The organism is Sphingobium sp. FG125 (assembly GCF_057809795.1).
In genome coordinates this window covers 99,589-125,995 of the sequence record NZ_JBMDKQ010000002.1, presented here as the reverse complement: position 1 = coordinate 125,995, position 26,407 = coordinate 99,589, and the positions used below count along the sequence as shown (strand labels likewise).

At 64.9% G+C, this 26,407-nt stretch carries 24 protein-coding genes; 13 read left to right on the top strand and 11 right to left on the bottom strand.

Features of this window, described 5'->3' with window-relative positions; translation table 11 throughout:
• Position 1: 1 nt before the first annotated feature.
• Positions 2-1,363: an 8-oxoguanine deaminase gene (locus ACODSR_RS02345; RefSeq protein WP_489073372.1), complete on the top strand. Its 1,362-nt coding sequence runs from the start codon at positions 2-4 to the stop codon at positions 1,361-1,363.
• Positions 1,363-2,718 (top strand): uracil-xanthine permease family protein, encoded by a 1,356-nt coding sequence (locus ACODSR_RS02340; RefSeq protein ID WP_489073370.1) that lies wholly within the window; start codon positions 1,363-1,365, stop codon positions 2,716-2,718. The genes ACODSR_RS02345 and ACODSR_RS02340 overlap by 1 nt, the downstream gene beginning before the upstream one ends.
• Here ACODSR_RS02340 and ACODSR_RS02335 read toward each other — a convergent pair.
• A complete protein-coding gene (locus ACODSR_RS02335) occupies positions 2,690-4,204 on the bottom strand; it encodes an adenosine deaminase family protein (RefSeq protein ID WP_489073368.1) in 1,515 nt (504 codons plus the stop codon). The two genes, ACODSR_RS02340 and ACODSR_RS02335, sit on opposite strands and share 29 nt — an antisense overlap.
• Positions 4,205-4,500: 296 nt before the next feature.
• Here ACODSR_RS02335 and ACODSR_RS02330 point away from each other — a divergent pair, with 296 nt between their 5' ends.
• The 5 genes from ACODSR_RS02330 to ACODSR_RS02310 are packed head-to-tail and all read left to right on the top strand — an operon-like array spanning position 4,501 to position 10,840.
• Positions 4,501-6,921 carry a DUF1592 domain-containing protein gene (locus ACODSR_RS02330; protein WP_489073366.1) on the top strand — a complete coding sequence of 807 codons (2,421 nt, stop codon included), beginning with the start codon at positions 4,501-4,503 and terminating at the stop codon, positions 6,919-6,921.
• 10 nt (positions 6,922-6,931) lie between these two features.
• On the top strand, positions 6,932-8,272 hold the full coding sequence (locus ACODSR_RS02325; RefSeq protein WP_489073364.1) for a DUF1552 domain-containing protein: 1,341 nt from the start codon (positions 6,932-6,934) through the stop codon (positions 8,270-8,272).
• Entirely contained in the window at positions 8,265-9,632 is a 1,368-nt protein-coding gene (locus tag ACODSR_RS02320) for an ankyrin repeat domain-containing protein (RefSeq protein WP_489073362.1), read from the top strand. Before ACODSR_RS02325 ends, ACODSR_RS02320 begins: the two co-directional genes overlap by 8 nt.
• Before the next feature lie 27 nt (positions 9,633-9,659).
• On the top strand, positions 9,660-10,157 hold the full coding sequence (locus ACODSR_RS02315) for a c-type cytochrome (protein WP_489073360.1): 498 nt from the start codon (positions 9,660-9,662) through the stop codon (positions 10,155-10,157).
• 11 nt (positions 10,158-10,168) lie between these two features.
• Positions 10,169-10,840 carry a cytochrome b/b6 domain-containing protein gene (locus ACODSR_RS02310; RefSeq protein ID WP_489073358.1) on the top strand — a complete coding sequence of 224 codons (672 nt, stop codon included), beginning with the start codon at positions 10,169-10,171 and terminating at the stop codon, positions 10,838-10,840.
• A gap of 10 nt (positions 10,841-10,850) precedes the next feature.
• Here the strand turns inward: ACODSR_RS02310 and ACODSR_RS02305 are convergent, their stop codons facing one another.
• The 3 genes from ACODSR_RS02305 to ACODSR_RS02295 form a co-directional block, all read right to left on the bottom strand.
• Positions 10,851-11,630, bottom strand: a complete 780-nt coding sequence (locus ACODSR_RS02305; protein ID WP_489073356.1) for a cyclase family protein — start codon at positions 11,628-11,630, stop codon at positions 10,851-10,853.
• 165 nt (positions 11,631-11,795) lie between these two features.
• Entirely contained in the window at positions 11,796-12,044 is a 249-nt protein-coding gene (locus ACODSR_RS02300) for a hypothetical protein (RefSeq protein ID WP_489073354.1), read from the bottom strand.
• Between the two features lie 261 nt (positions 12,045-12,305).
• A complete protein-coding gene (locus ACODSR_RS02295; protein ID WP_489073352.1) occupies positions 12,306-12,770 on the bottom strand; it encodes an Lrp/AsnC family transcriptional regulator in 465 nt (154 codons plus the stop codon).
• A 117-nt stretch (positions 12,771-12,887) separates the two neighbouring features.
• Between ACODSR_RS02295 and alr the strand changes: the two genes are divergently transcribed.
• Genes alr through ACODSR_RS02280 form a run of 3 tightly spaced genes read left to right on the top strand, consistent with a single transcriptional unit; the run spans position 12,888 to position 15,638 of the window.
• Entirely contained in the window at positions 12,888-14,021 is a 1,134-nt protein-coding gene (gene alr / locus ACODSR_RS02290; RefSeq protein WP_489073350.1) for an alanine racemase, read from the top strand.
• Positions 14,018-15,274 carry a D-amino acid dehydrogenase gene (locus ACODSR_RS02285; RefSeq protein ID WP_489073348.1) on the top strand — a complete coding sequence of 419 codons (1,257 nt, stop codon included), beginning with the start codon at positions 14,018-14,020 and terminating at the stop codon, positions 15,272-15,274. The genes alr and ACODSR_RS02285 overlap by 4 nt, the downstream gene beginning before the upstream one ends.
• Positions 15,275-15,293: 19 nt before the next feature.
• Complete coding sequence (locus ACODSR_RS02280) at positions 15,294-15,638, top strand: RidA family protein (protein ID WP_489073346.1); 345 nt, start codon at positions 15,294-15,296, stop codon at positions 15,636-15,638.
• 427 nt (positions 15,639-16,065) lie between these two features.
• Here ACODSR_RS02280 and ACODSR_RS02275 read toward each other — a convergent pair whose 3' ends face one another.
• Together ACODSR_RS02275 and ACODSR_RS02270 are read right to left on the bottom strand one after the other, a co-directional pair.
• Entirely contained in the window at positions 16,066-17,343 is a 1,278-nt protein-coding gene (locus ACODSR_RS02275) for an amidohydrolase family protein (protein ID WP_489073344.1), read from the bottom strand.
• The gene (locus ACODSR_RS02270; protein WP_489073342.1) at positions 17,336-18,163 is read right to left on the bottom strand and encodes a helix-turn-helix domain-containing protein; all 828 of its coding nucleotides are present in this window, start codon (positions 18,161-18,163) and stop codon (positions 17,336-17,338) included. The genes ACODSR_RS02275 and ACODSR_RS02270 overlap by 8 nt, the downstream gene beginning before the upstream one ends.
• A 166-nt stretch (positions 18,164-18,329) precedes the next feature.
• On the opposite strand from ACODSR_RS02270, the gene ACODSR_RS02265 reads away from it, so the two are divergent.
• The gene (locus ACODSR_RS02265) at positions 18,330-19,334 is read left to right on the top strand and encodes an enoyl-CoA hydratase/isomerase family protein (protein WP_489073340.1); all 1,005 of its coding nucleotides are present in this window, start codon (positions 18,330-18,332) and stop codon (positions 19,332-19,334) included.
• Here the strand turns inward: ACODSR_RS02265 and ACODSR_RS02260 are convergent.
• Genes ACODSR_RS02260 through ACODSR_RS02240 form a run of 5 tightly spaced genes read right to left on the bottom strand, consistent with a single transcriptional unit; the run spans position 19,266 to position 24,870 of the window.
• Positions 19,266-20,678, bottom strand: coding sequence for an amidohydrolase family protein (locus ACODSR_RS02260; RefSeq protein ID WP_489073656.1), 1,413 nt, complete (start codon positions 20,676-20,678; stop codon positions 19,266-19,268). The two genes, ACODSR_RS02265 and ACODSR_RS02260, sit on opposite strands and share 69 nt — an antisense overlap.
• Positions 20,672-21,823: a CoA transferase gene (locus ACODSR_RS02255; protein WP_489073338.1), complete on the bottom strand. Its 1,152-nt coding sequence runs from the start codon at positions 21,821-21,823 to the stop codon at positions 20,672-20,674. Before ACODSR_RS02255 ends, ACODSR_RS02260 begins: the two co-directional genes overlap by 7 nt.
• Before the next feature lies 1 nt (position 21,824).
• A complete protein-coding gene (locus ACODSR_RS02250) occupies positions 21,825-23,321 on the bottom strand; it encodes a class I adenylate-forming enzyme family protein (RefSeq protein ID WP_489073336.1) in 1,497 nt (498 codons plus the stop codon).
• Between the two features lie 9 nt (positions 23,322-23,330).
• Positions 23,331-23,621 (bottom strand): hypothetical protein, encoded by a 291-nt coding sequence (locus tag ACODSR_RS02245; protein WP_489073654.1) that lies wholly within the window; start codon positions 23,619-23,621, stop codon positions 23,331-23,333.
• A 22-nt stretch (positions 23,622-23,643) separates the two neighbouring features.
• Positions 23,644-24,870, bottom strand: coding sequence for a CaiB/BaiF CoA transferase family protein (locus ACODSR_RS02240; RefSeq protein ID WP_489073334.1), 1,227 nt, complete (start codon positions 24,868-24,870; stop codon positions 23,644-23,646).
• Positions 24,871-25,101: 231 nt separating this feature from the next.
• Here ACODSR_RS02240 and ACODSR_RS02235 point away from each other — a divergent pair, with 231 nt between their 5' ends.
• Together ACODSR_RS02235 and ACODSR_RS02230 are read left to right on the top strand one after the other, a co-directional pair.
• Positions 25,102-25,893 (top strand): SDR family oxidoreductase, encoded by a 792-nt coding sequence (locus tag ACODSR_RS02235; protein ID WP_489073332.1) that lies wholly within the window; start codon positions 25,102-25,104, stop codon positions 25,891-25,893.
• A gap of 169 nt (positions 25,894-26,062) precedes the next feature.
• Positions 26,063-26,368, top strand: a complete 306-nt coding sequence (locus ACODSR_RS02230; RefSeq protein WP_489073330.1) for a hypothetical protein — start codon at positions 26,063-26,065, stop codon at positions 26,366-26,368.
• Positions 26,369-26,407 lie beyond the last annotated feature (39 nt).

The window sequence follows — 26,407 nt, the reverse complement described above, 5'->3', positions numbered from 1 at the left end:
CATGGCGCTGACCGTCATCCGCAACGCCGACGTTCTGGTTTGCATGGACGATTCCCGGCGGGAGATTGCCGACGGGGCCGTGGCTTTTCAGTATGGCGTCATAGTCGCGGTAGGGACGACGGCGGAACTGACCTCGTGGCTGGCGAAAGCCGATGAGGTGGTGGACGCGACCGGCTGTGTTGTCACCCCCGGCCTCGTCAACACCCACCATCATCTCTACCAGTCGCTGACCCGCGCATTGCCGGGCGCAATCAACGCCTCGCTGTTCGACTGGCTCAAGCGGCTTTACCCCATCTGGGCGCAGTATCGCCCGGAGGACGTATTCGCCGCGACCCAACTGGGCCTCGCCGAACTGGCGCTGTCGGGCTGCACGCTCACCTCCGACCATCTCTACCTCTTCCCCAATGGCGTGACGCTCGATGACACGATCGCCGCCGCGCAGGGCATCGGCATCCGCTTCCACCCCACGCGCGGCGCGATGAGCGTGGGGGAAAGCGACGGTGGCCTGCCGCCCGACAGTCTGGTCGAGGATGAGCGTGCGATCCTGAATGACACGATCCGCGTGATCGACCGTTTCCATGACGCGGGGGAGGGGGCCATGGTCCGTATCGGCGTCGCCCCCTGTTCGCCTTTTTCGGTCAGTCAGGGGCTGATGCGCGACGCGGCGCTGCTCGCCCGCGACAAGGGGGTGATGCTCCACACCCATCTGGCCGAGGATGCGGACGACGTCGCCTTCTCGCTCGAACGCTTCGGCTGTCGACCCGGCGACTATGCTGAAAGTCTGGGCTGGGTCGGCCCGGACGTCTGGCACGCCCATTGTGTCCAGCTCGATGCCCGCGAAATCGCCCTATTCGCGCGCACCGGCACCGGCATCGCCCATTGCCCCTGTTCCAACTGCCGCCTTGGCTCCGGCATCGCCCCGCTCAAGGCGATGCATGAACAGGGTGTGCCGCTCGGCCTTGGCGTCGACGGCTCCGCCTCCAGCGACAGCGGCAATTTGCTGCTGGAAGCGCGCCAGGCAATGCTGCTCCAGCGCGCGATCGGTGGTCCCGCCGCCTTCGATCCGCGCGATGCGCTCTACATCGCCACCCGTGGCGGGGCGGACATGCTGGGCCGCCACGATTGCGGTCAGATCGCACCGGGCAAGCGCGCCGACATCGTCCTGTGGGACGTTGTGAACGTCGCCTCGATGGGCGCGTGGGACAAGGTTGCAGGCCTGATCCTCAGCCCGCCCACGGGCGCGCGCGATATGTTCGTCGAAGGCCGCGCGGTGGTGCGCGACGGCCAACTGGTCCAGGCCGATCGCATGATCATCCTCCACGCCGCCGACCGTTCGCTCACCCGCCTGATGAGTCTCGCCTGATGGCACCCATGACGGCGCAGCAAGCCCGCGACCCCGATCATTTCCCCGGCCTCGCCGTCGCGATTCCCCTGGGGGTCCAGCATGTGCTGGCGATGTTCGTCAGCAATCTGACCCCGGCGATCATCGTCGCGGGCGCGGCTGGCTTCGGTTTCGGATCGGCTGATCCCACGCCGATGATCTACATGATCCAGATGGCCATGCTGTTCGCGGGCATCGCCACGCTGATGCAGACGATCGGTATCGGCCCGATCGGCGCTCGCCTGCCGATCGTGCAGGGGACCAGCTTCGCCTTCCTGCCGGTGATGATCCCGATCGTCGCGGGGCAGGGGGTGGCGGCGATGGCGCAGCTCACGACCGCCGCCATTATCGGCGGCCTGTTCCACGCCTGTGTCAGCAGCTGCATCGGCCGTATCCGCTTCGCCCTGCCGCCGATGGTCACGGGGCTGGTCGTGCTGATGATCGGCCTGTCGCTGATGCGCGTCGGGGTGCAATATGCCGCCGGTGGCGTCGCGGCGCAGGGGACGCCCGCTTATGGCGCTGGGAGCAGCTGGATGCTGGCGGGCATCGTCGTGGTCGTGACTTTGGGCCTCAGCTTCTACGGGCGCGGTCTGTGGTCGACCGCCTCGGTCCTGCTGGGCCTGCTGGCTGGCTATGCGGTTGCCGCAGCGATGGGGCGGGTGTCGCTCACCCCGGTTGCGATGGCGGGCTGGGTGATGGTCCCGCAACCCTTCCACTTCGGTTTTGCCCTGTCCTTCCCGGCGATCCTGGGTTTCTGCCTTATGGGCTTCATCTCCGCGATCGAATCCATTGGGGCCGTTTCCGCCATCTGCGAAGGCAGTGCCGGACGCCCGGCCACTGACCGCGAACTGATCGGCGCGACCAGCGCGGACGGTCTTGGCACTGCGCTGGCGGGCATGTTCGGGGCTATGCCGAACACCTCCTTCAGCCAGAATGTCGGCCTGATCGCGATCACCGGCATCATGAGCCGTCATATCGTGACGATCGGCGCGCTGTTCCTGATCCTGTGCGGCTTTGCGCCCAAGATCGGCGCGCTCATCACCACCATCCCGATCGAGATTTTGGGCGGCGGCGTGATTGTGATGTTCGGCATGGTCGCCTCGGCGGCGCTCTCGATCCTGTCGGGCGTCGACTGGACCCAGCGCAACATGCTGATCTTTGGCGTCGCGCTGTCGATCGGCATCGGGCTGGAACTGGAGCCGGATGCCGTATCGCACCTGCCGCAAACGCTGCGCATCATCCTGACGTCGGGCGTCCTGCCCGCCGCGCTGGTCGCGGTGATCCTGAACCTTGTCGTCCCCGACCGGTTCAGCGCTGGATCGCTTCAAACGCCGTAAGATCGCGCTCCAGCCGCGCCTGCGCCGCAGCTTTCACATTTTTCGCCAGCCAGGCACTGCACGCCGACGCATCCATCACCATGCACGCCGTGACCCGCGCGCCGCCGGGCTTGTCCTGCCACAGGCTGTTGCCCGGCAGAAAGCTGTAATGCAGCCCGTTGCGCACAATCTGCTTCAAGTCCGCATAGCGCAGCCCCTGTTCGGTAACCGCGCGCAGATATTCGTTGGTCATGTCACTGCGCGACACGCCTTCATCGTCGGTGGACAGCACCACCGGCACACCCGCCTCACGATAGAGGGACAGTGGATGATCGCTGCCCTTCACGCCCAAGATGACCGCATTGCTGGTCAGGTTGATCTCCACCGCCACCTGATCGCGCGCCATCTGCGCCAGCAGCGCGGGCGCGTCATTTTCATAGGCGATGTCGATACCATGGCCGATCCGCTTGGCCCCTGCGACCTGCACGGCGCTACGAATGTGAAAGGTCAGGTCGCGCGATGGCACCAGCCCCAGCGTCAATTCGCCCGCATGGAGCGACAGTTGGACCGTGGGATGCCGCGCTTTTAGGAAAGCGAACATCTGCATGTGCAGCGCATAGTCGCGCACCGCGACGGGATCATGCTCCGGCGCGGCGATGTTGACGCCGACAAAGCGCGGATCGGCCTCGACCAAGGCAAAGCCGAAGGCCAGTTGCGCGAACACCTGCGCAGGTGGGCTGGTGCGGATCGCGGTGTAGAGATAGCGCATTTCGACGCCACAGGCTGGCCTGGCACTCGCCGTGCCGCACCCGTCGATCGCCGCACCCTGCGCATCATAGCCGTCATAATCGGCCTTCGCGCTGGCGATGGCATCCGGCAGCAAAGGCGCGATCTTCGCGTATAGCACGCCAAGGTCGCTGGCGTCGGCATCGGCCATCTTCATGCCCAGCATCCAGCCCGCCCGCGCACCGCTGCCCAGTTCGACATAGGACACATGGTCAGCCGCCGCCTGCTGCCGGGTCAGCGCCATCGCTTCGCCGACATGGCGGCTATAGGCCGGGCCGAATGCGTCGAAGGTCGCGAAGAAACGGTCATAGCCCGACACGTCCGGGTCACCTACGCCTGCTTCGAACCCGCGCGTGGAAAAGGCGTCGATCGCGCGCGAATAATGGGGATAGGCCTTCTCCAGCCCCGCCGCTGCTATGCGTCCCGGCGCTGCACAGGGCGGTTCGACGATATGATGATTGTCGGTCGCAATGCACAGGCCATCCGCCGCCGCCCAGCGCAGATAATCTTCGGCGAAATTGGCGCCGCCCGCATGATTATGCAGGTCGCCACCCTTGGGCATGGCTTGCAGGAAAATACGCAGCCGCGGACTGCTGCCCGCGATCCGGTTCAGATAGGCCGCCGTGCGCGCTTCATTGGATAGGGGGGCAGCGGGGGTCCGTGCCATGACCGGCCCGGTACTTGCCATCAACGCCACCAACAATGCAGCCACCCGCGTCATAAATATCCCCCGTTTCGCGGCCCTTCTGGCGGCGACTCCAGCGATGTTCAATGGCGATATTGTGGACGTCCCGTTGCGAAAATCAGAGCGCTTTGGCGCACGGGCATCGCGCCGGGGCGGCCTAATTTTGCGATTCCTCCGTCCCGTTAACGGCAATGGACGCAACGCGCAAAGCCCAATAGGGCCGCGCTCATACCCAATTTGCATGGACCGACGGCGGACGATGCGCCGCCAAGCGTTCTGCTAGATTGAAGGGGGCGGCGCGCGACCGTCTGCGGGACATGGAATCATATTAGATGCATCCGACTTTGCCCAGTTGCATATTAGCGTTCAGCGCGCTGGTCGCCACGGCATCGGTTCTGGCGCAGCCTGACGATGTGCCGCAACAACCCGCCGTTGCTACGGTGCCTGCGCCGGACGCGGCTCCGGCGATACTGGGCGACTATTGTTCGCGCTGCCATAATGACAGCGACAAGATCGCCAACCTGTCGCTCGACGACGTGCGCAATGGTGACCTGTTTCACGGCAAGAATATGGAGATTTGGGAAAAGGTGCTGCGCCGCACCCGGCAGGGCGAAATGCCACCGCTCAACAAGCCGCAGCCAACCCCCGCCGCCAGAGCCGCCTTCGTTCATTGGCTGGAAAACGGGCTGGACAGCTATGCCGCCCAACATCCCGATCCCGGCCGCGCCACCATCCGCCGGTTGAACCGGGTCGAATATGCCAACGCCGTGCGTGACCTGCTGGCGCTCAAGGTCGATGTCAGCCGCGAATTGCCGCAGGATAATTCGGGCTATGGCTTTGACAATATCGCCGATGTGCTGAGCGTATCGCCGACTTTGATGGATCGCTATATCGCGGTGGCGGGCAAGGTCGGGCGCATGGCGACCGGCCTGACGTCCCGGCGTGAATTCGTCACCTCCTATGAAGTGCCAAAGGACGGATCGGTCATGAACGCCGGTCGCCCTGCCTATAATGAACGCGCCAGCGACGACCTGCCGCTGGGTTCGCGGGGCGGCGGCGCGTTCAGCTATTTTGCCCGCTACGACGCGACTTACGAGATTAGCGGCTGGCTGAACGCCAACACCAACAATGAAACCGACCGGCAGAAAGAGGACAGGGTCAGCGTCCGTGTGCCGCTGAAAGCCGGGGCGCATGTCATCGGGCTTTCGTTCCGCCGCCAGATCGCGCCCGACGAAAGCGTCCAGACGCTGCGCAATGATCTCGACAAGGTGCCGGTGCCGACCGCCGCGCCGGTGATGCTGCCGATGGACGTTTCGGTCGACGGCGTGCGCGTCAAAACGGTCGATGTGCCGTCCTACCGCATGTCGCCGCGCTATTCGCAGCAGAATTTCCCGCGCGATGTCCTCCAGATCGACGTGGCCGGACCATTTTCGCCCAAGGGTATCGGCAGAACCCCCAGCCGCGACCGCATCTTCCTGTGCAAGCCTACTCGCGCCGCCGCCGAAACAGCCTGTGCCCGGCAGATCGTGGCATCGCTTGCCCGTCGCGCCTATCGCCGTCCGGTGACCGACAGCGACCTGACCCCGCTGATGCGCGTTTATGCTACGGAACGCGCCCAGTCCGATTTCGAACATGGGGTCGAGGCGGCGGTAGAGGCGATCCTGGTGTCGCCCCACTTCCTGTTCCTGGTCGAACAGGACCCGGCGGGCAGCAAGCCGGGCGGCGTCCGGCGGCTGACCGATCTTGAACTCGCATCCCGCCTGTCCTTCTTCCTGTGGAGCAGCATCCCCGACGAAACCCTGCTGCGCTTGGCTGAAACCGGCCAGTTGCAGAAACCGGGCGTCATAGACGCGCAGGTTACACGGATGCTGGCCGATCCGCGTGCGCAGGCGCTGACCACCAATTTCGCAGGGCAATGGCTCTATCTGCGCAACCTGGACCAACAGCGCCCCGACATCACCGTTTTCCCCACATTCGACACCCGCCTGCGCAGCGCCATGGCGCGGGAGACGGAAATGTTCTTCAGCTATGTGCTGCGCACCAACCGCAGCCTGCTCGATTTCATCGCGGCGGATTATACCTTCCTCAACCAGCGGCTGGCCGACCATTATGGCATAAGCGGCGTCACCGGCACCGCCATGCGCCGCGTCAGCCTGGACCCGGCGTCCAATCGCGGCGGCTTGCTGGGGCAGGCGAGCATCCTGACCGTCACCTCCTATGGCAATCACACGTCCGTCGTGAAACGGGGCAAGTGGATCCTCGACAATCTGCTCGCCGCGTCGCCACCCCCGCCACCGCCCGACGTGCCAGCCCTTCAGGACAAGCATGACGGCCGTCTGCTGACCGCGCGTGAACAGCTGGAACTGCATCGCAAAAGCCCGGCCTGCGCCGCCTGCCATGTGAAGATGGACCCGCTGGGCTTTAGCCTTGAAAATTTCGACGCGATCGGCGCCTTCCGCCAGAAGGATGCGGGCCAGCCCATCGACGTGTCGGCGCGGATGCCCGACGGCACCCAATTTGCCGGGCTGTCCGGGCTGAAACGGATTTTGCTGACGCAGAAGGACGAGTTCGCCAGCGCCTTTACCGAGCGGCTGCTGACCTATGCGCTGGCCCGCGGGGTGGATGCGCGCGACATGCCCGCCATCCGCACTATCGGCCGCAGCGCCGCCGCCGATGGCTATCGCATCCAGACCGTTATCAAGGGGATCGTGCACAGCACGCCCTTCACCCTGCGAAGGACAACCGGCCAATGAGGGCAAAGCGATGATCATCCTGCGCAAACCGCTCAGCCGCCGCACCCTGTTGCGCGGCGCGGGGACGACGATGGCACTGCCGTTCCTCGAAGCGATGATGCCATCGGCCAAAGCCGCCGATGTCGCGGCCCGGCCCATGCGGCTCCAGATTTTCTATTCCCCCAACGGCATGATGATGAACCAGTTTCTGCCGACAACGCAGGGACCGGGTTTCGCACTGCCGCCAACACTGGAGCCGCTGGCGCCGCACCGCGCGCAGATCAGCGTCATCACCGGCCTTGGCCACCCCAGCGCGGCGGCGATGGGGGATCGTCCCGCCGGGCATGGCCGCTCCTGTCCCGCCTTCATAACCGGCGTCCATGTCAGGCAGACCGAGGGCACCGACATACGTTGCGGCATTTCGGTCGATCAGGCCTATGCCGATCATCTGGGCGACGCGACCCAGCTCAGCTCGCTGGAACTGGGGATCGATCAGGCCAGCCTGCTCGGCAGCTGCGACATCGGCTATAGCTGCGCCTATACCAACGGCATCAGCTGGCGGAATCCCACCGTGCCGTTACCCGTCACCGCCAATCCGCGCGATGTGTTCGAGCGTTTGTTTGGCGATGGCGACGCGCTGGACGCCAAAAGCCGCCTGGCCCAATTGCGTCGCCAATCGAGCATCCTCGACTTCGTGATGGACGACAGCGCCCGGCTGACCGGCGTGCTGGGGATGGAGGATCGCCACAAGCTCGACGAATATCTGGAGGCGACCCGCGACATCGAACGGCGCATCCAGCGCGCCATCGCATCGGGCGGCGGCGCGCAGAGCGCCGATCTGGAACGGCCTGCGGGCATCCCCGACAGTTTCGACGCGCATGTGCGGCTGATGATCGACCTTCAGGTGCTGGCGATGCAGGCCGACATCACCCGCATCGGCAGTTTCATGATCGGCCGCGAACTCAGCAACCGCACCTATCCCGAAATCGGCGTGCCGGATTCGCACCATATGCTCAGCCATCATGGCAATAACCCGGAAAAAATGACAAAGCTGGCCCGGATCAACCGGCACCATATGGAATATTTCGCTTATTATCTGGACCGGATGAAGGCGGTGAAAGACGGCGAAGGATCGCTGCTGGACCGGACACTGGTGTTGCGCGGATCGGCCTTTGGCGATCCCAATGAGCATGACCATATGGACCTGCCCGTCATCGTCGCGGGCGGGCTGGTGCCGGGCGACCGGCATATCGTCGCGCAAAAGGGGACGACCATGTCCAACCTGCTGCTGAGCGCGCTGCATGTGCTGGATGTCCCCGCGACCCGCTTCGGCGACAGCGATGGCCCGTTCAAGGCGCTGACCAGTGGCTGATCGCCTGCGCGCTCTCCTCGCCTTGCTGGCGCTGCTCGCCGGTTGCGGCATGGCGCAGGCGCGCGCGCCGCAAGAGGATGATGGGCTGACGCAGGCGATCGTGGCCAATGACGTCGTGGCCGTGCAGGCCGCATTGGCGGATCGGGCAAACCCGAACCAGATACTGGCCTTCGGCGCGACGCCGCTCAGCTGGGCGGTCAACGTCCAGAATCCCGCCATCGTTGATGCGCTGCTGGCCGGTGGCGCTGGCGTCAACAGCGCCGATCAGGACGGTGTGACGCCATTGGCGCTTGCCTGCGAACTGGGCGAGCCGACAATCGTCGCGCAACTGCTCGACGCCCGCGCCGATGTGCGCGTGGCGCGGACGGACGGCACGACCCCGCTTGCCATCTGCGCCCGCTATGGCCCTGCCGACGCCGTCGCGCGGATGCTCGCCATGGGCGCGGCCCCGGACCATATCGACAGTCGCGGCCAGACGCCTTTGATGTGGGCCGCCGCCGCCGGACGGACCGAAGCCATCGCCCTGTTGCTGAAGGCTGGAGCCAACCCCAACCGCGTGTCGAAGGGCGGCTTCACGCCCCTATTCTTCGCGATCAAGAGCGGCGTGGTTGCGGCTACACAAGCGCTGCTCACTGCGGGTGCGGACAGCGCCTATCGCGGCCCGGAAAACACAAGTGCGGTCCAGCTTGCGCTTTATCAGAAAAATTACGGTGCAGCCGCCCTGCTGGTGCCGCATGGCGTTGACGTGACGGAGCGGGACCGGATCGGCGAACAATTGCTCCACGGCGCGGCGGCGGGCGGAGACACGGAACTCGTCCGCCTGTTGCTGGCCAAGGGGGCTGATCCCAATGGCCTGACCGGCCCGTCGCGCGTCACCTGGGTAACTGAGGCCAATTTCGGCGTTCCCCCGCCGCCAGTGCCACCCACGCCGCCGCTGCTGATCGCCGCCGCCAATGGCCGCAAGGATGCGATGGCGCTGCTGCTGGCCGCAGGGGCCGACCCCCGCTTCGTCGCAGCTGACGGCACCAATGTGGTGTTGGCAGCAGCGCGCGGGGGCAGCGCAGCGACGCTCGACTATGCCTTATCCCTGTCCCCCGCCGTCGATGTTGCGGGGGCTAACGGCATGACCGCGCTCCACCTGGTGCTCGCCGGTGGCGTGCAGCCGGAGCTTGAAGCGATGCTGCGCATCCTCGCGGCCCATGGCGCGCGCACCGACATCCCCAACAAGTTCGGCGCGACGGCTGCCCAGATGGCCGATGGCGGCCTCACGCAAGTGAAGCAGATTTTTCGCACCGTCTTTCCCGACAAGGCGTCGGTGAAGATGGCGGGTGCCGCGCCGCAGACCGTTCCAGACCATTGACCAGCCAAAAGCAGGGTAGAATATAGCATGACCATATTGCCGTTTTTCCGCCGCCCGATGCTCGCATTGGTGGGGCTTTGCCTGATCGGCCTGCCCATGCTGGCGGGACCACTGACAGCCGCCCCAGCCGCAGCGCCCGCGCCCAAGGCGGCAATTGCCGCGCGTCAGGCGGGCTACAAGAAAATGGGCGCAGCGATGAAGGCGCTGAACGACCAGCTCAAGAGCGAGGCCCCGGCGAAAGCCGCGATGCTCGCTGCGGCCCAGACGATCGCCGCCACCGCGCGCGATCAGTCCCGGCTGTTCCCGGCGGGCAGCGGCCCAACGGCGGGCGTCCCCACCGACGCGCTACCCAATATCTGGACCGATCGCGCGACCTTTGACGGCCAGATGGCGAAGCTGGTCGCCGAATCCGGCAAGTTGGTCGGCATCGTCAATGGCGGCAATGCCGACGCCATCCGCGCCCAGGCCAAGGCGACCGGCGGCACCTGCGCCGCCTGCCATCGCCAGTTCCGCGCCGACAGCTGAGCGATCCTGCCATGCCGACCGACGCCCCATCCCGACGCCAGCTTGTCTGGGATATCTATATCCGCCTGTTCCACTGGCTGCTGGTCGGCCTGCTGGGCTTTTCCTGGTGGAGCGGCGAACGGCATGAGATGGAATGGCACCGCCTGTCGGGCTACGCCATCCTCTTCCTGCTGATCTTCCGCCTCTATTGGGGCTTTGTGGGTAGCGGGACGGCCCGCTTCGCCCATTTCGTGCGCAGCCCGCGCACGGCCTTCGCCTATCTCCGCACCCTCAGGACGCGCCCCTATCGCGCCCCGGCCGGTCATAATCCGGTTGGCGGCTGGAGCGTATTGCTGATGCTCGTCAGCCTGATCGCGATGGTGACGGCAGGGCTGTTCGCGGTGGACGTGGATGGTCTGGAATCTGGTCCCCTCGCCGATTATGTCAGCTTCGATCAGGGGCGGATGGCCGCTGATCTGCACGGCCTGTTGTTCAACCTGCTGCTCACGCTTGTCGCGCTCCACATCGTCGCGATCCTCTATTATCTGCTGCGCCTGCGCCATAATCTGATCGGCCCGATGATCCATGGCCGTGGCACCATGCCGGTCGAGGACGCAAATGCCCTGCCTGCCGGCTCACCCTGGAAAGCGGTGATCGGCCTGCTCATCGCCGCCGCCTGCATCTGGGCCATCGGCTTCCGCTAAGCGACAGTGCTTATCGCTCGATAATGGCGACGGCGCGGGTCCAGCCTGCTGATGCACCCTTGATCTTGTGGGGAAAGCAGCTGACGGTGAAGCCGTAAGGGGGCAGCACTTCGAGATTGTGCAGCTTTTCCAGATGGCAATAACCGATGTCGCGGCCCGCCTTATGCCCTTCCCAGATCAGCGACGTGTCGCCGGTCTCCTGCACCTTTTGCGCGGTATGGGCAAAGGGCGCATCCCAGCTCCATGCGTCGGTGCCGGTCACGCGCACGCCGCGGGTGGTCAGATACATGGTCGCTTCATAGCCCATGCCGCAGCCGACATTGACGAAGTCGGGCCGCCCCAGCGCCTGGCCCGCCGCAGTGTTGACCAGCACGATGTCGAGCGGCTTGAGATCATGGCCGATCCGCGCCAGTTCCGCCTCGACATCGGCGGCACTCACGACATAGCCATCGGCAAAATGGCGGAAGTCCAACTTCACGCCCGGCCGGAAACACCAGTCGAGTGGCACCTCGTCGATCGTGATCGCGCGCTGACCGCCATCCATGGTGGGATGATAATGATAGGGCGCGTCGAGATGCGTGCCATTATGCGTGGTCAGCGTCACCCACTCGGCCGCCGCAAAACCCGCGCCATCGGGCGTCTGCTCCGCCGTCACGCCGGGGAAGAAATGCTGCAATTCCTGCACCGTATCGCCATGGGTTTGATAGGTGATGCTGGGCCGCATGAAAGGCGGGTCGGACACCACATCATTGTCGAGCGTGATCGACAGGTCGATGAATTGGCGGCTCATGCCCTGTGTCCTCCTAAAGTTTCAGCGAACCAGTCTGCGATGAGGTTGCGGCCATAGGCCATATTGTCCGCGCCGAGATGCCCGCCCATTGCCCCAAACGCGAATTCGTCGCCTGCACGCCGTCACCCGGCAGGACAATATGTCCTTTGTGCCAGGGTCTCTAGGCTAGCAGCCCTTCAAGCGGGCGTAGACCACGCCATCGTCCTCGATCGCCTCTGCTGGAACGCCCAGACTGACGATCGCTCCGCTGGCCTGCGTCCGGTCGCCAGCACTCTGTGCAGCGCAGGGCGGCCAATCCCGACATTGGCGGGCTTGCCCTCCACCAAGCGGGGCGATGGCACCTGCGCAATCATCGTTCCGTCGGGCAGGAAAATCTCCACTGCCTTGCCGCACAACCATCAGCGCCGCGCTCATCGCAGGCTGGCTCAGAGGCTGTCTCGAAATGCGCGGAAGAGCGCATTTCGGTTGCCGCACCAGCCCTCACCCCCACCCGACCTCCCATTCAGGATACACTCTGTGGGAGGTCGGGTGGGGGTGAGGGCTGGTGCGGATGCGCCGGAGGCGCATTTCGAGACAAACTCTCAGATGCATCGGCCCCTCAAACACCGCCAGCAAATCAAGGTCGAGACTGCGAAATCGCATGATCCAACCTATACGCTATCCTTGTCCAGCCTCTCACCCCTTGCTGCGGCGCGGGCGCAGCGCGTCGCGCATGGCGATGCTGGAATTGATCCTGGTTACGCCGGGCATCCGCGACAATATCTCGCTATGGATACGCTCATAGGCGTCCACGCTGTCCGCCTCGACCCGCAACCAATAATCGACCGCGCCGGTCATCAGGAAACATTCGCGGATTTCCGGGCATTGCCGCACCGCATGTTCAAAACGGGCGAGATGATCCTCGGTCTGCCGATCGAGCGTTACCTGGACCAACACATTGACCAGCCTATTGTCGTCGCGCCCGCCCGCGACCACCGTATAACCGCGAATATAGCCCTCGGCCTCCAATTGGCGGATGCGGCGGTGGCAGGCCGATGGCGACAGGCCGACCTCCGCCGCGATCTCGGCATTGGATCGCCGCGCGTTCAGCTTGAGCAGGCGCAGAATCGCGCGATCCATATTGTCGAAGGACATGGCCATATATGCAAATTCCCTGAAACAATCTGCGATATAAGCGGAAAATATCGAATAATCATCCGCTCATTGCGTGGATATTCGCACAAACGTGATTTACACTGCGGCGGTGTCGGAAAGGGAATGGCGATGCAGCATGGGACGGCGGGACATTTGCGCATCGACCTTGGCGCGCTGGTCGCTAATTATCGGCTGATCGCCCGGCATGTCGCCCCCGCCAGCGTGGCGGGCGTAGTCAAGGCGGATGCCTATGGGCTGGGCGCCGCCCCGGTATCGGCTGCCCTCTATGCCGCAGGCTGCCGCCATTTCTTCGTCGCCCATCTGTGCGAAGCGGTGACCCTGAAACCGCATCTGCCGACCGACACCACCCTCTATATCCTCAACGGCCTGCCGCCCGGTGCGGAAGCGGATTGCGCCGCGATCGGCGCGGTGCCGGTCCTCAACGCGCTGGAACAGATTGATCGCTGGGCCGCCCTTGCCCGCACGCAGGGCCGCCGCTTGCCAGGCGTGATCCAGGTCGATAGCGGCATGGCCCGCCTCGGCCTGACCCCCGACGACCTGAAAACGCTCCGCGACCAGCCGGAGCGGCTTGACGGCATAGACCTGCGGCTGGTCATGACCCATCTCGCTTGCGCCGATGATCCCGACGACGCCTTCAACCCGCACCAGCGCGCCACCTTCGACGCCATCGCCCGCCAGTTTCCCGGCATCCCCCGCTCGATCGACAATTCGGGCGGCGCGATGACACCGGGTGTGGGTCATGGCGATATCGTCCGCGCCGGGATCGCCCTCTATGGCGGTGCGCCCCATGGCCAGCCCAATCCGATGCAGCCAGTCGTCGCGCTCGACGCCACCATCGTCCAGCTCCGCACCGTCGATGCGGGGGCAGGGGTCGGTTATGGCCTGACCCACCGGTTCGACCGCCCGTCGCGCGTTGCCACCGTTTCGGTCGGCTATGCCGATGGCTGGCCGCGTCACCTGAGCAATCGGGGCAGCGCCTGGATCGGCGACGTGCGCGTGCCGATCGTCGGGCGGGTGTCGATGGACAGTATGGCGCTCGACGTCACCGACGTCCCCGATGCGCTGCTTCACGCCGGTGCGCCGGTCGAACTGATCGGCCCGCACCAGACGATCGACGATGTCGCGGCGCAGGCCGACACGATCAGCTACGAAATATTGACCCGGCTCGGCCACCGCTACGCGCGCACCTATCTGCCCGCGCCGGTCGTCACCCCCGACAGGAGCATCACGGCATGAAGGTCGTCATTCTGGGCGGCGGCGTCATCGGCGTCACCTCCGCCTGGTATCTTTCGCAGGCTGGCCATGACGTCGTCCTGATCGACCGCCAGACTGGCGTGGCGCAGGAAACCAGCTTCGCCAATGCCGGCGAAATCTCGCCCGGCTATGCGTCGCCATGGGCTGCGCCCGGCATCCCGGCCAAGGCGCTGCGCTGGCTGTTCATGCAACACGCCCCGCTGATCCTGCGCCCCAATGTCGACATGGCGATGCTGCGCTGGATGATCGCGATGCTGGGCAATTGCAACGCGGCCGACTATCGCATCAACAAAGGGCGGATGGTGCGCCTCGCCGAATATAGCCGCGACCAGCTGATTGCCCTGCGCGCCACCACTGGCATCAGCTATGACGAACGCAGCCAGGGGACGCTCCAACTGTTCCGCGAACAAAAGCAGCTCGACGGCATCGCCAAGGATATAGAGGTGCTGCGCGCCGACAATGTCCCGTTCGAGGTGTTGGACCGCGCTGGATGCCTGGCCGCCGAACCGGGCCTCGCCGCTAGCGGCTCGCCCATCGCGGGCGGCCTGCGCCTGCCCAATGACGAGACGGGCGACTGTTTCAAATTCACCAATGCGCTGGCGGACATGGCGCGCGCGCGCGGCGTCCAGTTCCTGATGGGGCGCACGATAAAGGGACTGGCGCGCGAAGCCGGGCACATCACCCATGTCGTGACTGACGATGGCCCCATCACCGGGGACGCCTATCTCGTCGCCATGGGCAGTTTCTCGCCCTTGCTCCTTGTCCCGCTCGGCTTGCGCCTGCCCGTCTATCCGGTAAAGGGCTATTCGATCACCGTCCCCATTGTGCAGCCGGATGCCGCCCCGGTCTCGACCCTGCTCGATGAAAGCTACAAGGTCGCGATCACCCGGCTGGGCGACCGCATCCGCGTGGGTGGCATGGCGGAACTGTCGGGTTATACCAACGACCTGCCGCAGGCGCGCCGCGACACGCTCGACCATAGTGTCGGCACGCTGTTCCCTGGCGCGGGGGATCTGAGCAAAGCGACATTCTGGAGTGGGCTGCGGCCGATGACGCCGGATTCCACCCCAGTGGTGGGGGCCACGCCGATCGACAATCTGTTCCTTAACACCGGCCATGGCACGCTGGGCTGGACTATGGCCTGCGGGTCCGGGCAGGTGATCGCCGACCTGATCAGCGGCCATGCCCCCGCGATCGAAACCGCCGATCTGGCGCTGGCGCGCTACTGGCGCTGATTTTCAAGGAGAAAACCCCATGACCATTACCCGCATCGAAACCGGCCCGCGCATGAGCGAAGCGGTCATTCATGGCGACACCGTCTATCTGGCCGGTCAGGTCGGCGAAGGCGATAGCGTGACCGCCCAGACCCATAGCGCTCTGGCCGAGATCGAGCGCCTGCTTGCGCTGGCGGGCAGCAGCAAGGCGCACATCCTGCGCGCGACCATCTGGCTGGCCGACATGGCTGATTTTGCGGAAATGAATGCGGTATGGGACGCCTGGATCGCTGACGTCGCGGCCCCCACACGCGCCACCGGCGAAGCGAAACTGGCAACGCCCGACTATAAGGTGGAAGTGATCATCACCGCCGCCCGCGCCTGATCCGGCACGGCACCAAAATCCTCCCCTGCAAGGGCAGGGGAATTGCATATGAAAAATCCGTTCGTCCTGAGCCTGTCGAAGGACTGTCCTTTTCTTGGCGCGGAAGCTTGGAACAAAGAAAAAACGGCCCTTCGACAGGCTCAGGGCGAACGGAAACTTTGCTAGATACTTCTCCACACCAACGGTAAATTTCATATGCGATAGCCCTGCCTGCAAGGGGAGGGGGACCGTTCGCGAAGCGAATGGTGGAGGGGTGTCACCCTCAGGATAGGGCGACACCCCTCCGTCTGGCCTTCGGCCATCCACCTCCCCTTGCAGGGGAGGATGGGCGTTATTCAAAGCGCCAATAGCAACTTTCCAAGGACATGATCGCCAAAAAACGGGGCGCTCTGGAGAGAGGGATAGAGCGCCCCGATTATGCCCTCAATCAGAAGGGCAAATTATACATGGTCGTCGCGTTGTCCTGCAACACCTTCTTCTTGACCGCATAGTCATAGCCGCCCAGCACATCGACGACATGCGCCTGCACGCCGGGATAGAGCGAAGTGGGATGCGGGAAGTCGGTTTCGAACATCACCTTGTCCACGCCGATCGTTTCCAGCAGCAGCTTGGGACCGACCTTCTCGAACCAGAAGGTGACCCAGAAATGGTCGCGGAAATATTCCCATGGCCGCTTGTTGAGTAGGCCTTTCTTGGTCGGCAGCATCTCGTTAAACTGATGCTCCAGCGCCTCGATCGCGAAGGGCAGCCAGCCCATGCCGCTTTCGATGAGGCCGATCTTGAGCTTGGGATGACGGTCCAGCCGTCCCGACACCATCCAGTTGCCCAGCGTCGCGGCATTGCCGATCGAGAACATCGTCGCCACCACCGACAGCGTTTGTTCAAAGCCAAAGCCTTCCCATGTCAGCGTATTGGGATCGACCGCTGAATTGAGGTGGAAGTTGAGCGGCATACCGGTCGCTTCGCACATCTCCAGGAACGGCGTCCAATAATCGTGCAGGAAGCTCGGCACGCCAACACGTTCGGGCGTATCGGGCAGGACAAAGCCCTTGATACCCATGTCGTAACAACGGCGCGCTTCGGTCTCCAGCGCCTTCTGGTCCCAGAAGGGTAGATGCCCCATGTTGAAAATACGGTTGCCCGACACCTGCTGATATTCGGCGGATGCGTCATTATACATCTGGACGATGGCCAGCGCGAGATCGGGATCGCCCAGCGACATCAACGACCCGGCCTGGGTCACGCCCGAATTCTGGAAGCCGATCTGGGCGTAGACGCCCATATCGTCCATCGCCTGCAACCGTTCCTTGATCAGGTGGCCACCCGGATGCGCCTGCTCCAGCTTGGGGAAAGCCAGCCGTCCCAGCAGCTTGTTATTGTCGGCGCGGATGACGTTGCCACCCATCGACCCGAAATTGCGGTCGCCAACATACCAGCGTTCCACCCCGTCATTGTCCAGCTTCACATAGGGAACCTTGGACTTTAGCGCGGCGGGCGCGCGCGACGTGAACAGGTCGGGCGCTTCGGTGATATGCGTGTCGGTATCGACGATCTTGATCCCCGCCAGCGACGGGTCCAGCCCGCCGGACTGGGACGCATAATCGACCTCACGGATGACGCCGCCCTCGGTATAGCCTTCGGCCGACCAATATTTGCGCGCGGAAGCGGCCAGGCCTTCGTCCGCTTTGTCCTTCACATCAGCCATGCTTGGCCTCCATCGTCTGGCGGCTTGCATCGAACAGTGGGGAGACAGGCGCGGGTGCCGGTTCCTCGACGCAGCGACGGACGGCCTCGTTCAGGGTGCGCAGCAGGCTATCGGCATCGATCTGGTCGGACGGCTCATAGACAAAGCCAATGGCCAGCGGCTGGCCGTCGGGCATGTTGGGCAACAGCACGGCGGTGACATCGGCAATCGACCCGAAGCCCGCCTTGCCACTGGCAAAGCCATGGTCGCGGCAGGCCTGGACCTGCGCCGCCATTTCGGCGGGCAGGAATTTGCGGTCGGCGCTTGCTTCGGCGTTCAGGCGACGGATCATGCCGTCGCGACGCGGCTGGGCGATGGTCGACAGCAACAGCCAGCCAGCGGCGCTATCGGTCAGATGATCCTGCTGGCCACCGCAGAAACCGGCGGGACCGGCAGTGCGGAAGGTCCGCTTGCCAACGCGCCAGTTGAACACCTGTGCCTTCAGGCCGACCATGCCGAACACGGCCACGCCAAGCCCGGTCTGCGCCGACAGCCGGTCGATCAGGCCCGTCAGCGCGCCATCCCGCACCAGCTTGGGCTGAACGGCAGCCCCCAGCATCGCGGCCCGCGGGGTGGGTGAATAGGAACGCGAACAGGGATCCTTGTGCAGCAGGCCAAGGTCGACAAGGCTCGACAGCAGTTCAGACGTGCTGGACTGGGGACGGTCGAACCGGCGGACAATGTCCATCACGGTAGCCTGGGGATGATCCTCATCGAAGAATTCGAGCACTTCGATGACGCGCTTGGCGATCTTAGCCTTGTTGGACTCGACTTGAGCCATGGTCCTCTCCTCCGGTTTATGAACAGTAGTGTTCACTAACGCGGCGGACCTGTCAATTAAAAATGAGATACTCTCGTTTATGTCGCGTGCGATGCCTTTCAGGGAGCGGTGGTGAAGGGATGACCTACCCGATTTTAAGACCAGTTCAGATACGCAGGGCAACGCCATGGCGATCAATCGGGCAGGGCGGTTTGCGACCGCGGCCCAGCCTTCTAGCTTGCCGGTCATGACGTCGCCCGCCGCCCCGATCGACCCGCAATTGCTCACAATTCCGTGGGACGGGGACGGCGTATCCCATGCAATTGTGGATCTGGCGACAGTGCAGGACGCCACGCTATGGCACCTGCCGCCCTGTCCGCTGATCGGCATCGGTCCCCCCGACCACCCCCGTGCCAAAGATGTCGATCTGCTGATCGAGCCGCCTGCATCGCTCACTATGATTCTTACCGCCATCACCGCCCAGCCGCAGGCCGCCACCATATTGGTCCAGTTGCTGCGCCTGATCGCGGGCATGGATGCCGCCGCTGCGTTAGTCGCCGAGTCGCTCGCTTATGGGCTGCTTCAGGGCAGCGAAGGCCACGCGCAATGGCTTGCGACTCGGACCCCAGCGCCCGTCGCTCCGCCCGGCGCAGTCCGGCTCAATCGCACCGACGACCATCTCACCATCACGCTCGACCGCGCCCACGCCCATAACGCGATCGACCGCCCCATGCGCGATGGCCTGCGCGAGGCGTTCGCTCTGGCGGCGCTGGACCGCGATATTGCCCGCATCTCCCTGCGCGGGGCAGGGCGCAGCTTCTCGGTCGGCGCAGACCTGTCCGAATTCGGCACCACCCGCGATCCCGCGACCGCCCACGCCATCCGTATGGTCACGCTCCCCGCCCATGCGATCATAGGCTGCGCCGACCGGCTCGACGTGCATGTGCAGGGTGCGTGCGTCGGCTCCGCATTGGAGATGGCGGCCTTCGCCACCCGCCTGACCGCGAGTGCCAGCGCCTGGTTCCACTTGCCCGAACTGGCGATGGGGATCATCCCCGGCGCGGGCGGCTGCGTGTCGGTATCGCGCCGGATCGGGCGGCAACGCGCGGCACTGATGATCCTGTCAGGCCGCCGGATCAGCGCCGCGACGGCACTCGATTGGGGCCTGATCGACGCCATCATGGACGATTGACCCGTCGATCATCGTCAGCCTGACATCTCCCGCGTCCAGCCGACGACGCGCCTCATTCCAGCCCCGGTCCAGCAAGCACAGATCAGCCGGAGCGCCCACTTCCACCCGACGCACTCGCGACAGATCGACCGGATCGGCCAGGAACAGGTCGCGCGCTTGCTCCGGCGTCAGCGCCTCGTTCACCCCGACCAGTGCGCCCGCCGCCGTGCGTCGCGACACAGCCGCGCGCATCGCTGCCCAGGGATCGGCGCTGCCAAAGGGCGCATCGCTCCCCCCCGCCAGCACCACGCCCGCCCGCACGAACGCGCCCAGCCGATAGAGGAAGGGCCGGTCACGCACATCGACATCGGCGAGATAGCGGTCGCCCCGTTCGGCGATGAAATGCGGCTGGCTGACGGCGTGCAATCCCATGCTTGCCATGTCCGCCAGCAGCGTGTCCGGCGTCACGCCCGCATGTTCGATCCGGTCGCCCCGCATCACCCCGACCTCTCCCAGCGCCGCCAGCGCGAACACCAGCTCGGTCTGCGTCGTGCAATGGATCGCCGCCACCCGCCCGCGATCATGCCCGCCCCGCAGGAAGGCCACACAATCGTCAAAATCGGGCAGTGCCTCCTCATGCAGATGCAGCTTGGCCGGTCCGATCGCGATGCCGGGCAGGGGCGGCGCATCTGACAGCCCCAGCGTCCCGGCCAGCACCACCCGCTGCGGCAGCCGACCGCCCTGATGCTCAGCCGCAAAATGCGCCGCCATCGCCCCGTCATTGGTGGGCGACATATCTGTCACCCCCGTCACTCCCATCGCCGCCAGCTCCGTCCCGATCGCGGCGAAATCGGGCGGCACGCTCTCCAGCCGATCGCGCAACCATGGGTCGGCATCGAACAACTGACCGCTTGCCCGGTCCAGCCCAGGCGGCACTGGCCCATCGCCCAGCAACAGCGCCATCGCCGCGCTGTTCAGGAACCACATCCGCCCCGACCGATGCTGCACCCGCACCGGCCGCGCGCCCGCCCAGCGGTCCAGCCGCGCCGCGTCCAGCATCCCGGCCACGCTCTCATGATAGCCGATGCCCCGCAGCCAGCCGTCACCGGGCCGGGCCAGCGCCGCCGCCAGACCATCCTCGTCCACTATATCGGGCGGCCCGCACGCTACCGACTCGCGCGCCACCGCCAGCGCGGCGCAATGGATATGATGGTCATGCAAGCCCGGCAGCAACGCCCCGCCCGCCGCTTCGATCACCCGCTCGCCGTCAACCGGCGCCAACTGCCCCATCGCGACGATCCGCCCGCCTGCAATCCGCACGTCCAACAGCGTCGGCCCGCCCATCTCCGCCCGCCGGATCAGCATTGCGCCAGCCAAGCGTCGTTATCCTGCCCCATCGCCGCCACGCGCCCGGCGGGACGCATATCCGTCACCGGAAAAGCCTCCCCCTGAGCCGCACCCCATGCCTGCAAATCCACCATCAGCGCCTTCTCGTCGCGCCGTCTTTCGCTGTCCAGCGCCATGGCGACGATCGCGCTCATCGACAGGATCATTCGTGCGCCTCGTCCGTCGCGCACCTGCTCCAGCGCCAGCCGCGCGGCATGGATGCCGGTCAGCGGATCGGCGCAGGCATCCCCGCCAAAGCCCACCCGCCCGCTCGCGGTAAGCAGCGCATCGCTCAACCCACCTGCCACGCTGGCATCATCGCCAAAACCGATCCAGTCGCCCGCATCGCCCGTCGCGCCATGGCCAGTGATCGTCATCCACACCAGCCCCGGCACCGCCCGCACCAGCGCATTGGCGTCGATCCCCAACTGCGGCAAGGCGCGTGGCCGTGCCGCCTCTATCACCACATCGGCCTGGGCGATCAGCGCCAGCAACGCTTCCCGATCCGCACCCTCGCGCAGGTCCAGCGCCACGTTCGCCTTGTCCTGATTGATCCGCGCAAACAGCGCCGGGTCGCCCTCGCGCATCCGGTCGGGCCGGTTGCGGCTCTCGACCTTCACCACCTGTGCGCCGGTCAGGCCGATCAGATGCGCAGCCAGCGGCCCAGCCCACAGAGCCGACAGGTCGATGACCAGCAAGGGCCTCGTCCGCGCCTTCAAGGCTCCCTCCGCTGTGACCTGACAGGGCGGCGACACCGGCACTTCCCCCAAACGCGCAATCGCCAGCCCCAGCATCCGCCCCTGCGCCACCAGCGTAGCACCATCATGCGCGCGAAAGGTCGCGACAATCTGCGCCTCATCGTCAGGATCAAGTCCGTCATCCTGAAACAGCGCAGGCAGCATCGCCCGGTCGTCATGCCGCGCCAGCGTCAGCGCAACATGCCCGTCCCGCGTCGCATATAGGCGGCATCCGCCCCCCGCCGATACCGCCCCCGGCACGACAAAGCGGTTGAGCGCCGCCCGCTCACCCATCAGCATCGTGCCGGAAAGCGCCGCAGGCATCCCCATCGCCCGCAACTCTCCTTCCGCCCATCCAGCCAGCGGCAGGGACAGCGGGCGCGGCATGTCAGGCGGCAAACAGCTTCTTGATCTCCCGCCGCAACAGCTTGCCCATTTCATTATAGGGCAGGGCGTCGGCGAACAGCACCCGTTCCGGCACGCGCGAGGATCGGAGCCGGGCGCGCACCATCTGCTTCAATTCCTCCTCGCCCGGCGCATCATGCCCCGCGCGCGGCACGACGATCAGCCCGACCGCCTCACCCCATTCGTGCGAAGGAATCGCGACCGCCGCGGCTTCTGCCACCGCCGGATGGGTCATGACGACATCCTCGATTTCGCCGGGCGAGATATTCTCGCCCCCGCGCACGATCACATCGTCGGCCCGCCCCGACAGGAACAGATAGCCGTCCGCGTCGATATAGCCCGCGTCGCGCGTCGGGAACCAGCCGTCGGCGTCCAGCGCGCTACGTTCCTTATACTCGCCCGACACCTGCTCGCCGCGCACATAGATTTCGCCTGGCTCACCCGGCGGCAGCACCGCGCCATCCTCGTCGCGAATCTCGATTTCCACGGTCGGCAGCGGTCGGCCAACCGATCCCAGCCGCGCGCGCACGATCGGATCGTCCGATCCATGCGCCGCGCGATGTTCGTCCGGTCCCAGCAGGGCGATGGTCGAACTGGTCTCGGTCAGCCCATAGGCATTGGTGAAGCCGGTCGCCGGGAACAGGTCCAGCGCCTGATGGATCAATTCGGTCGGCATCTTGCCGCCACCATAAGCGATCGCGCGCAGCGCCGACAGGTCTGGCTGATGCCCCTTCGCCATCGCCTCGATGATCCGCGCCAGCATGGTCGGCACGACAAAGGCATTGCTCGCCCTTTCGCCCGCAGCCAGATCGAGCCAGGCTTCAGGCGAGAAAGCGGGCAGCATCAATATCCGCCGCATCGCATATATGGAGCTGAGCAAGGCGGCGATGCCTGCAATATGATAGGGCGGCACGCTGACCAGCGCCGCATCCTCTTCGGGTGCGGCAGCAAATTCAACCGTCCCCAATATATAAGATACAAGGTTCGCGTGGCGCAGGATCGCCGCCTTGGGCGCAGCGGTGGTGCCGCTGGTGAATAGCTGGATCGCGATGCCCTCGCCATCCTCGCCCTCGCTCGGTGCATCGACAGCGCGCGCCTGGGCGGCCTCGACAAAAGCCGCGCGCGTCAGCACCACATTGCTGTCCGCCGGGCAAAGTCGCCTTACCCGGTCGACATCGCCCACGATCAGCGCCGGGGTGATCCGCTCCAGCAGCGCGCCAAGGTCCGCGTCCGCCAGCCGGTAATTCAACGGCACATAGGGGACACCCGCCAGCGCTGCGCCAAACAGCGCCATTGCCGCCGCCTCGCTGCTCTCGTCAAGCAAAGCGACATGGGCGCAGCCGCTGTCACGGATCAGCGCCGCCGCGCCGCGCGCGCCAGCCAGCAGATCGGCATAGGACCAGCGCTGACCGTCACAGACCAGGCCGATACGGTCGGGCGCTGTATCGGCGGCCATTTCCAGAAAAAGGGCGATGTTCATGGGGTATTGTCAGTCCGACGCGGGCAGGGGCTTGGCATCCTTGATGCTCAGCGCCACGCCATCGACCGACAGCGATCCCTTGCCCGGCTTGACGCAGAGCAGCTCGAACGTCCCCGCCGCATCGACATAGCGTTTGCCCATCAGCGTGCCGGCGGCAAAGGCCGCGTCCGGCGTGCCGATCGCATCGGGCTTCGCCTCGCCCATCGCCGCGCCGCCGCACTCTATGCCGCCTGAGCCGCAGCGGATCACCATCACTTCGGTGTGGCACACCGCGCTTTTCAGTTTCGTTCCGGGCTTCATGTCCATCCTGCCTTTCAAAGCGTTACGCAATTGCGCCGCTGGCTTTCCATTGTTCGATCTGGTCCCATTCGACGCCCAGTTCCATTAGCACGATTTCGGTATGCTCGGATGCCTGGGGCGCGCGGGTCGTTTCCAGCGGCTTGCCGTCAAACTGCACCGGGCCACGGACCAGCCGCAACGGCTTGCCACCATCGGCTCCCTCGACCTCGATGATCATGTCGTTGGCCAGCGCCTGTTCGTCGGTCAACAGGTCGGCAAAGCTCTGCACCGGCGCCCATTGGCCCTTCAACGTTTTCAGGTGCGATCGCCAATAGGCGAAGGGTTTTTGCGCGAACGCCTTGACCAATATGTCGCTTGCCGCGCCTGCATTCTCAATGAGCGACAGCACATCCTTGAAGCGCGGATCGTCCGCGGCTTCGGGTACGCCCACATGCGCGAAGGTGTCGGCGATCAGGCCGGTCGGGCTGACCATGCACAGGTTGATCGTGCCGCCATCGGACGTACGGAAATTGCCCATGAACGGGTTGCGCAGCGATCCGCCCGATACCGGCATCCCGTTGCGCGTCTCGATCCCGGTTTCCATCACCTGCGAAATCAGCGCGCCCGACGCCCACCAGGCCGCGCTCAGCAGCGACACGTCCACCTCGGTCGCCTCGCCGGTCTTTTCACGATGGAGCAGCGCGCCAGAAATGCCCCCGGCGATGAACATGCCGCCGATCGAATCGCCAAAGGCGGGGATCCCCTGCGTCAACGGACCGGGCATCTCCTCTGGCGTCATCGCATAGGCGACCCCGCTGCGCGACCAGAAGCAGGTGCCGTCAAACCCGCCGACCAGCCGCTCAGGCCCCTTGTCGCCCAGCGCGCTGCCACGGGCATAGATGATGTTCGGGTTGACCGCACGGATATGCTCGATGTCAAACCTGTTCTTCTGCCGCACCTGGGGGAGGTAGTTGGTCAGGAACACGTCGGCCGTCTTGGCCAGCTCGTACAATACCTCCTGTCCCTCAGCCGTCGACAGGTCGATGCCCACGCTGCGCTTGCCGCGATTGGGATGTTCGAACAGGGTATGGCGCAGTGGATCGAGCGTCACCCCGCCCATGTTCAGGAACCCGCGCTGCGTGTCGCCGCGCACCGGATGCTCGATCTTGATGACGTCCGCGCCCCAATCGGCCAGGATCGCCCCTGCGGCAGGTACATAGGTGAATTGCGCCACTTCCAGTACGCGCACACCCTTCATGACCTGGGTCATAAATTCTCATCCCCTCATTCGCCGCGCAACGCAGCCTTCATCCCTAAAAGTGGTAGAAGCTGTGGCGGTTGCCGCAAGAGCCGACAGGCTGTTGGGTGCGGGCTATCGCTAGCGCGATGCAAAGCCCCGCCTCAACGCCGCCACGATATGCGGCGCGGCCCTAAAAACTGGGATTGAGCGCCGGGAAATCCGGGCCGATAGCGGACGGGATAAGATACCGGAAGGATTGCCATGTTGATCGACTCTTCGCTTTCCGCCATCGTCACCGGCGGCGCATCGGGCCTGGGCCTGGCCACGGTGAAGGCGTTGCGTGCTGCGTGTGCGAAGGTGGCAATCTTCGACATTAATCAGGATCAGGGCGAAGGCATCGCGGCGCAGGTCGGCGCGACTTTCCACCGCGTCGACATCATGTCCGAAGACAGCGCGATCGCAGGCTTTAACAGCGCCCGTGCCACCCAGGGGCAGGAACGGCTGCTGGTCCATTGCGCCATGGTGTCGAAGGGCGGCAAGACCGTCTCGAAAGACAAGGAAAGCGGCGGTTTCAAACGGCTGTCGACCGAAGATTATGCGATTTCCGCGCAGGGCATATTGGTCGCCAGCTACCGCATGGCCTCCATCTCCGCCCTCGGCATGGCCGCGCTCGATCCGCTGGCCGACAATGAACGGGGCAGCATCATCCTGACCTCCAGCGCGGCGGCCGAGGATGGGCAGGTCGGCCAAATCGCCTATGGATCGCTCAAAGCCGGGGTCAACGGCATGGTCCTGCCGATGGCGCGGGATCTCATGGATCTGGGGATTCGGGTCAACGCGATCATGCCCGGCATCTTCGCGACCCCGCCGATGCTGCGGTTCAAGGAGATGAACCCGCCCATGTATGAAAATCTGGAAAAATCCGTGCCGTTTCCGCGTCGGCTGGGGCAGCCCGAAGAATTTGCGTCGCTCGCCATGGAGCTGGCCCGCAACAGCTATATCAACGCGCAGACGTTCCGCATCGACGGCGCGATTCGTTTCCCGCCGCGCTGATCAGCCGCAAATCTGACGCCGATTGCAGGGCGCGTCGCACCAGCGGCGCGCCCCTTTCTTCGCACATGCAAAAATAAAATACTAAGCTAGCTTGACATGATTTTGACGAACTACTAACCTGGCTTAGTATTAAATGAGTCACTCTCCCTTTCATGCCCAGAGGTTCACCATGATCCGTTTTGCCAAAATCGCCGCCTATGTCTCACTCGCTGTCGCCATCGTGCCGCAGGTCGCTTCTGCGGACGACGCCGTGCAGCTGACCTCGGCCTCGACCATCGCCACCGAATATAAGGGCAAGATGCTCTACACCGCGTCGGGCGATCGCCTTGCCGCCGTCTATCGCGTCGGTGCCGATGGTGCGGCGCAGATCATCCTCAACGGCAAGATGGTTGCCGTCCCCGCCGCCAGCCTGGCTGCTGCCGATGGCAAGCTGGTGACCAACCTGTCGAAGCGCGACCTGCTGACCGCGCGTTGATCGGAGGGGCCACGGCTCTACCCATTGAAAAGGCCGCTC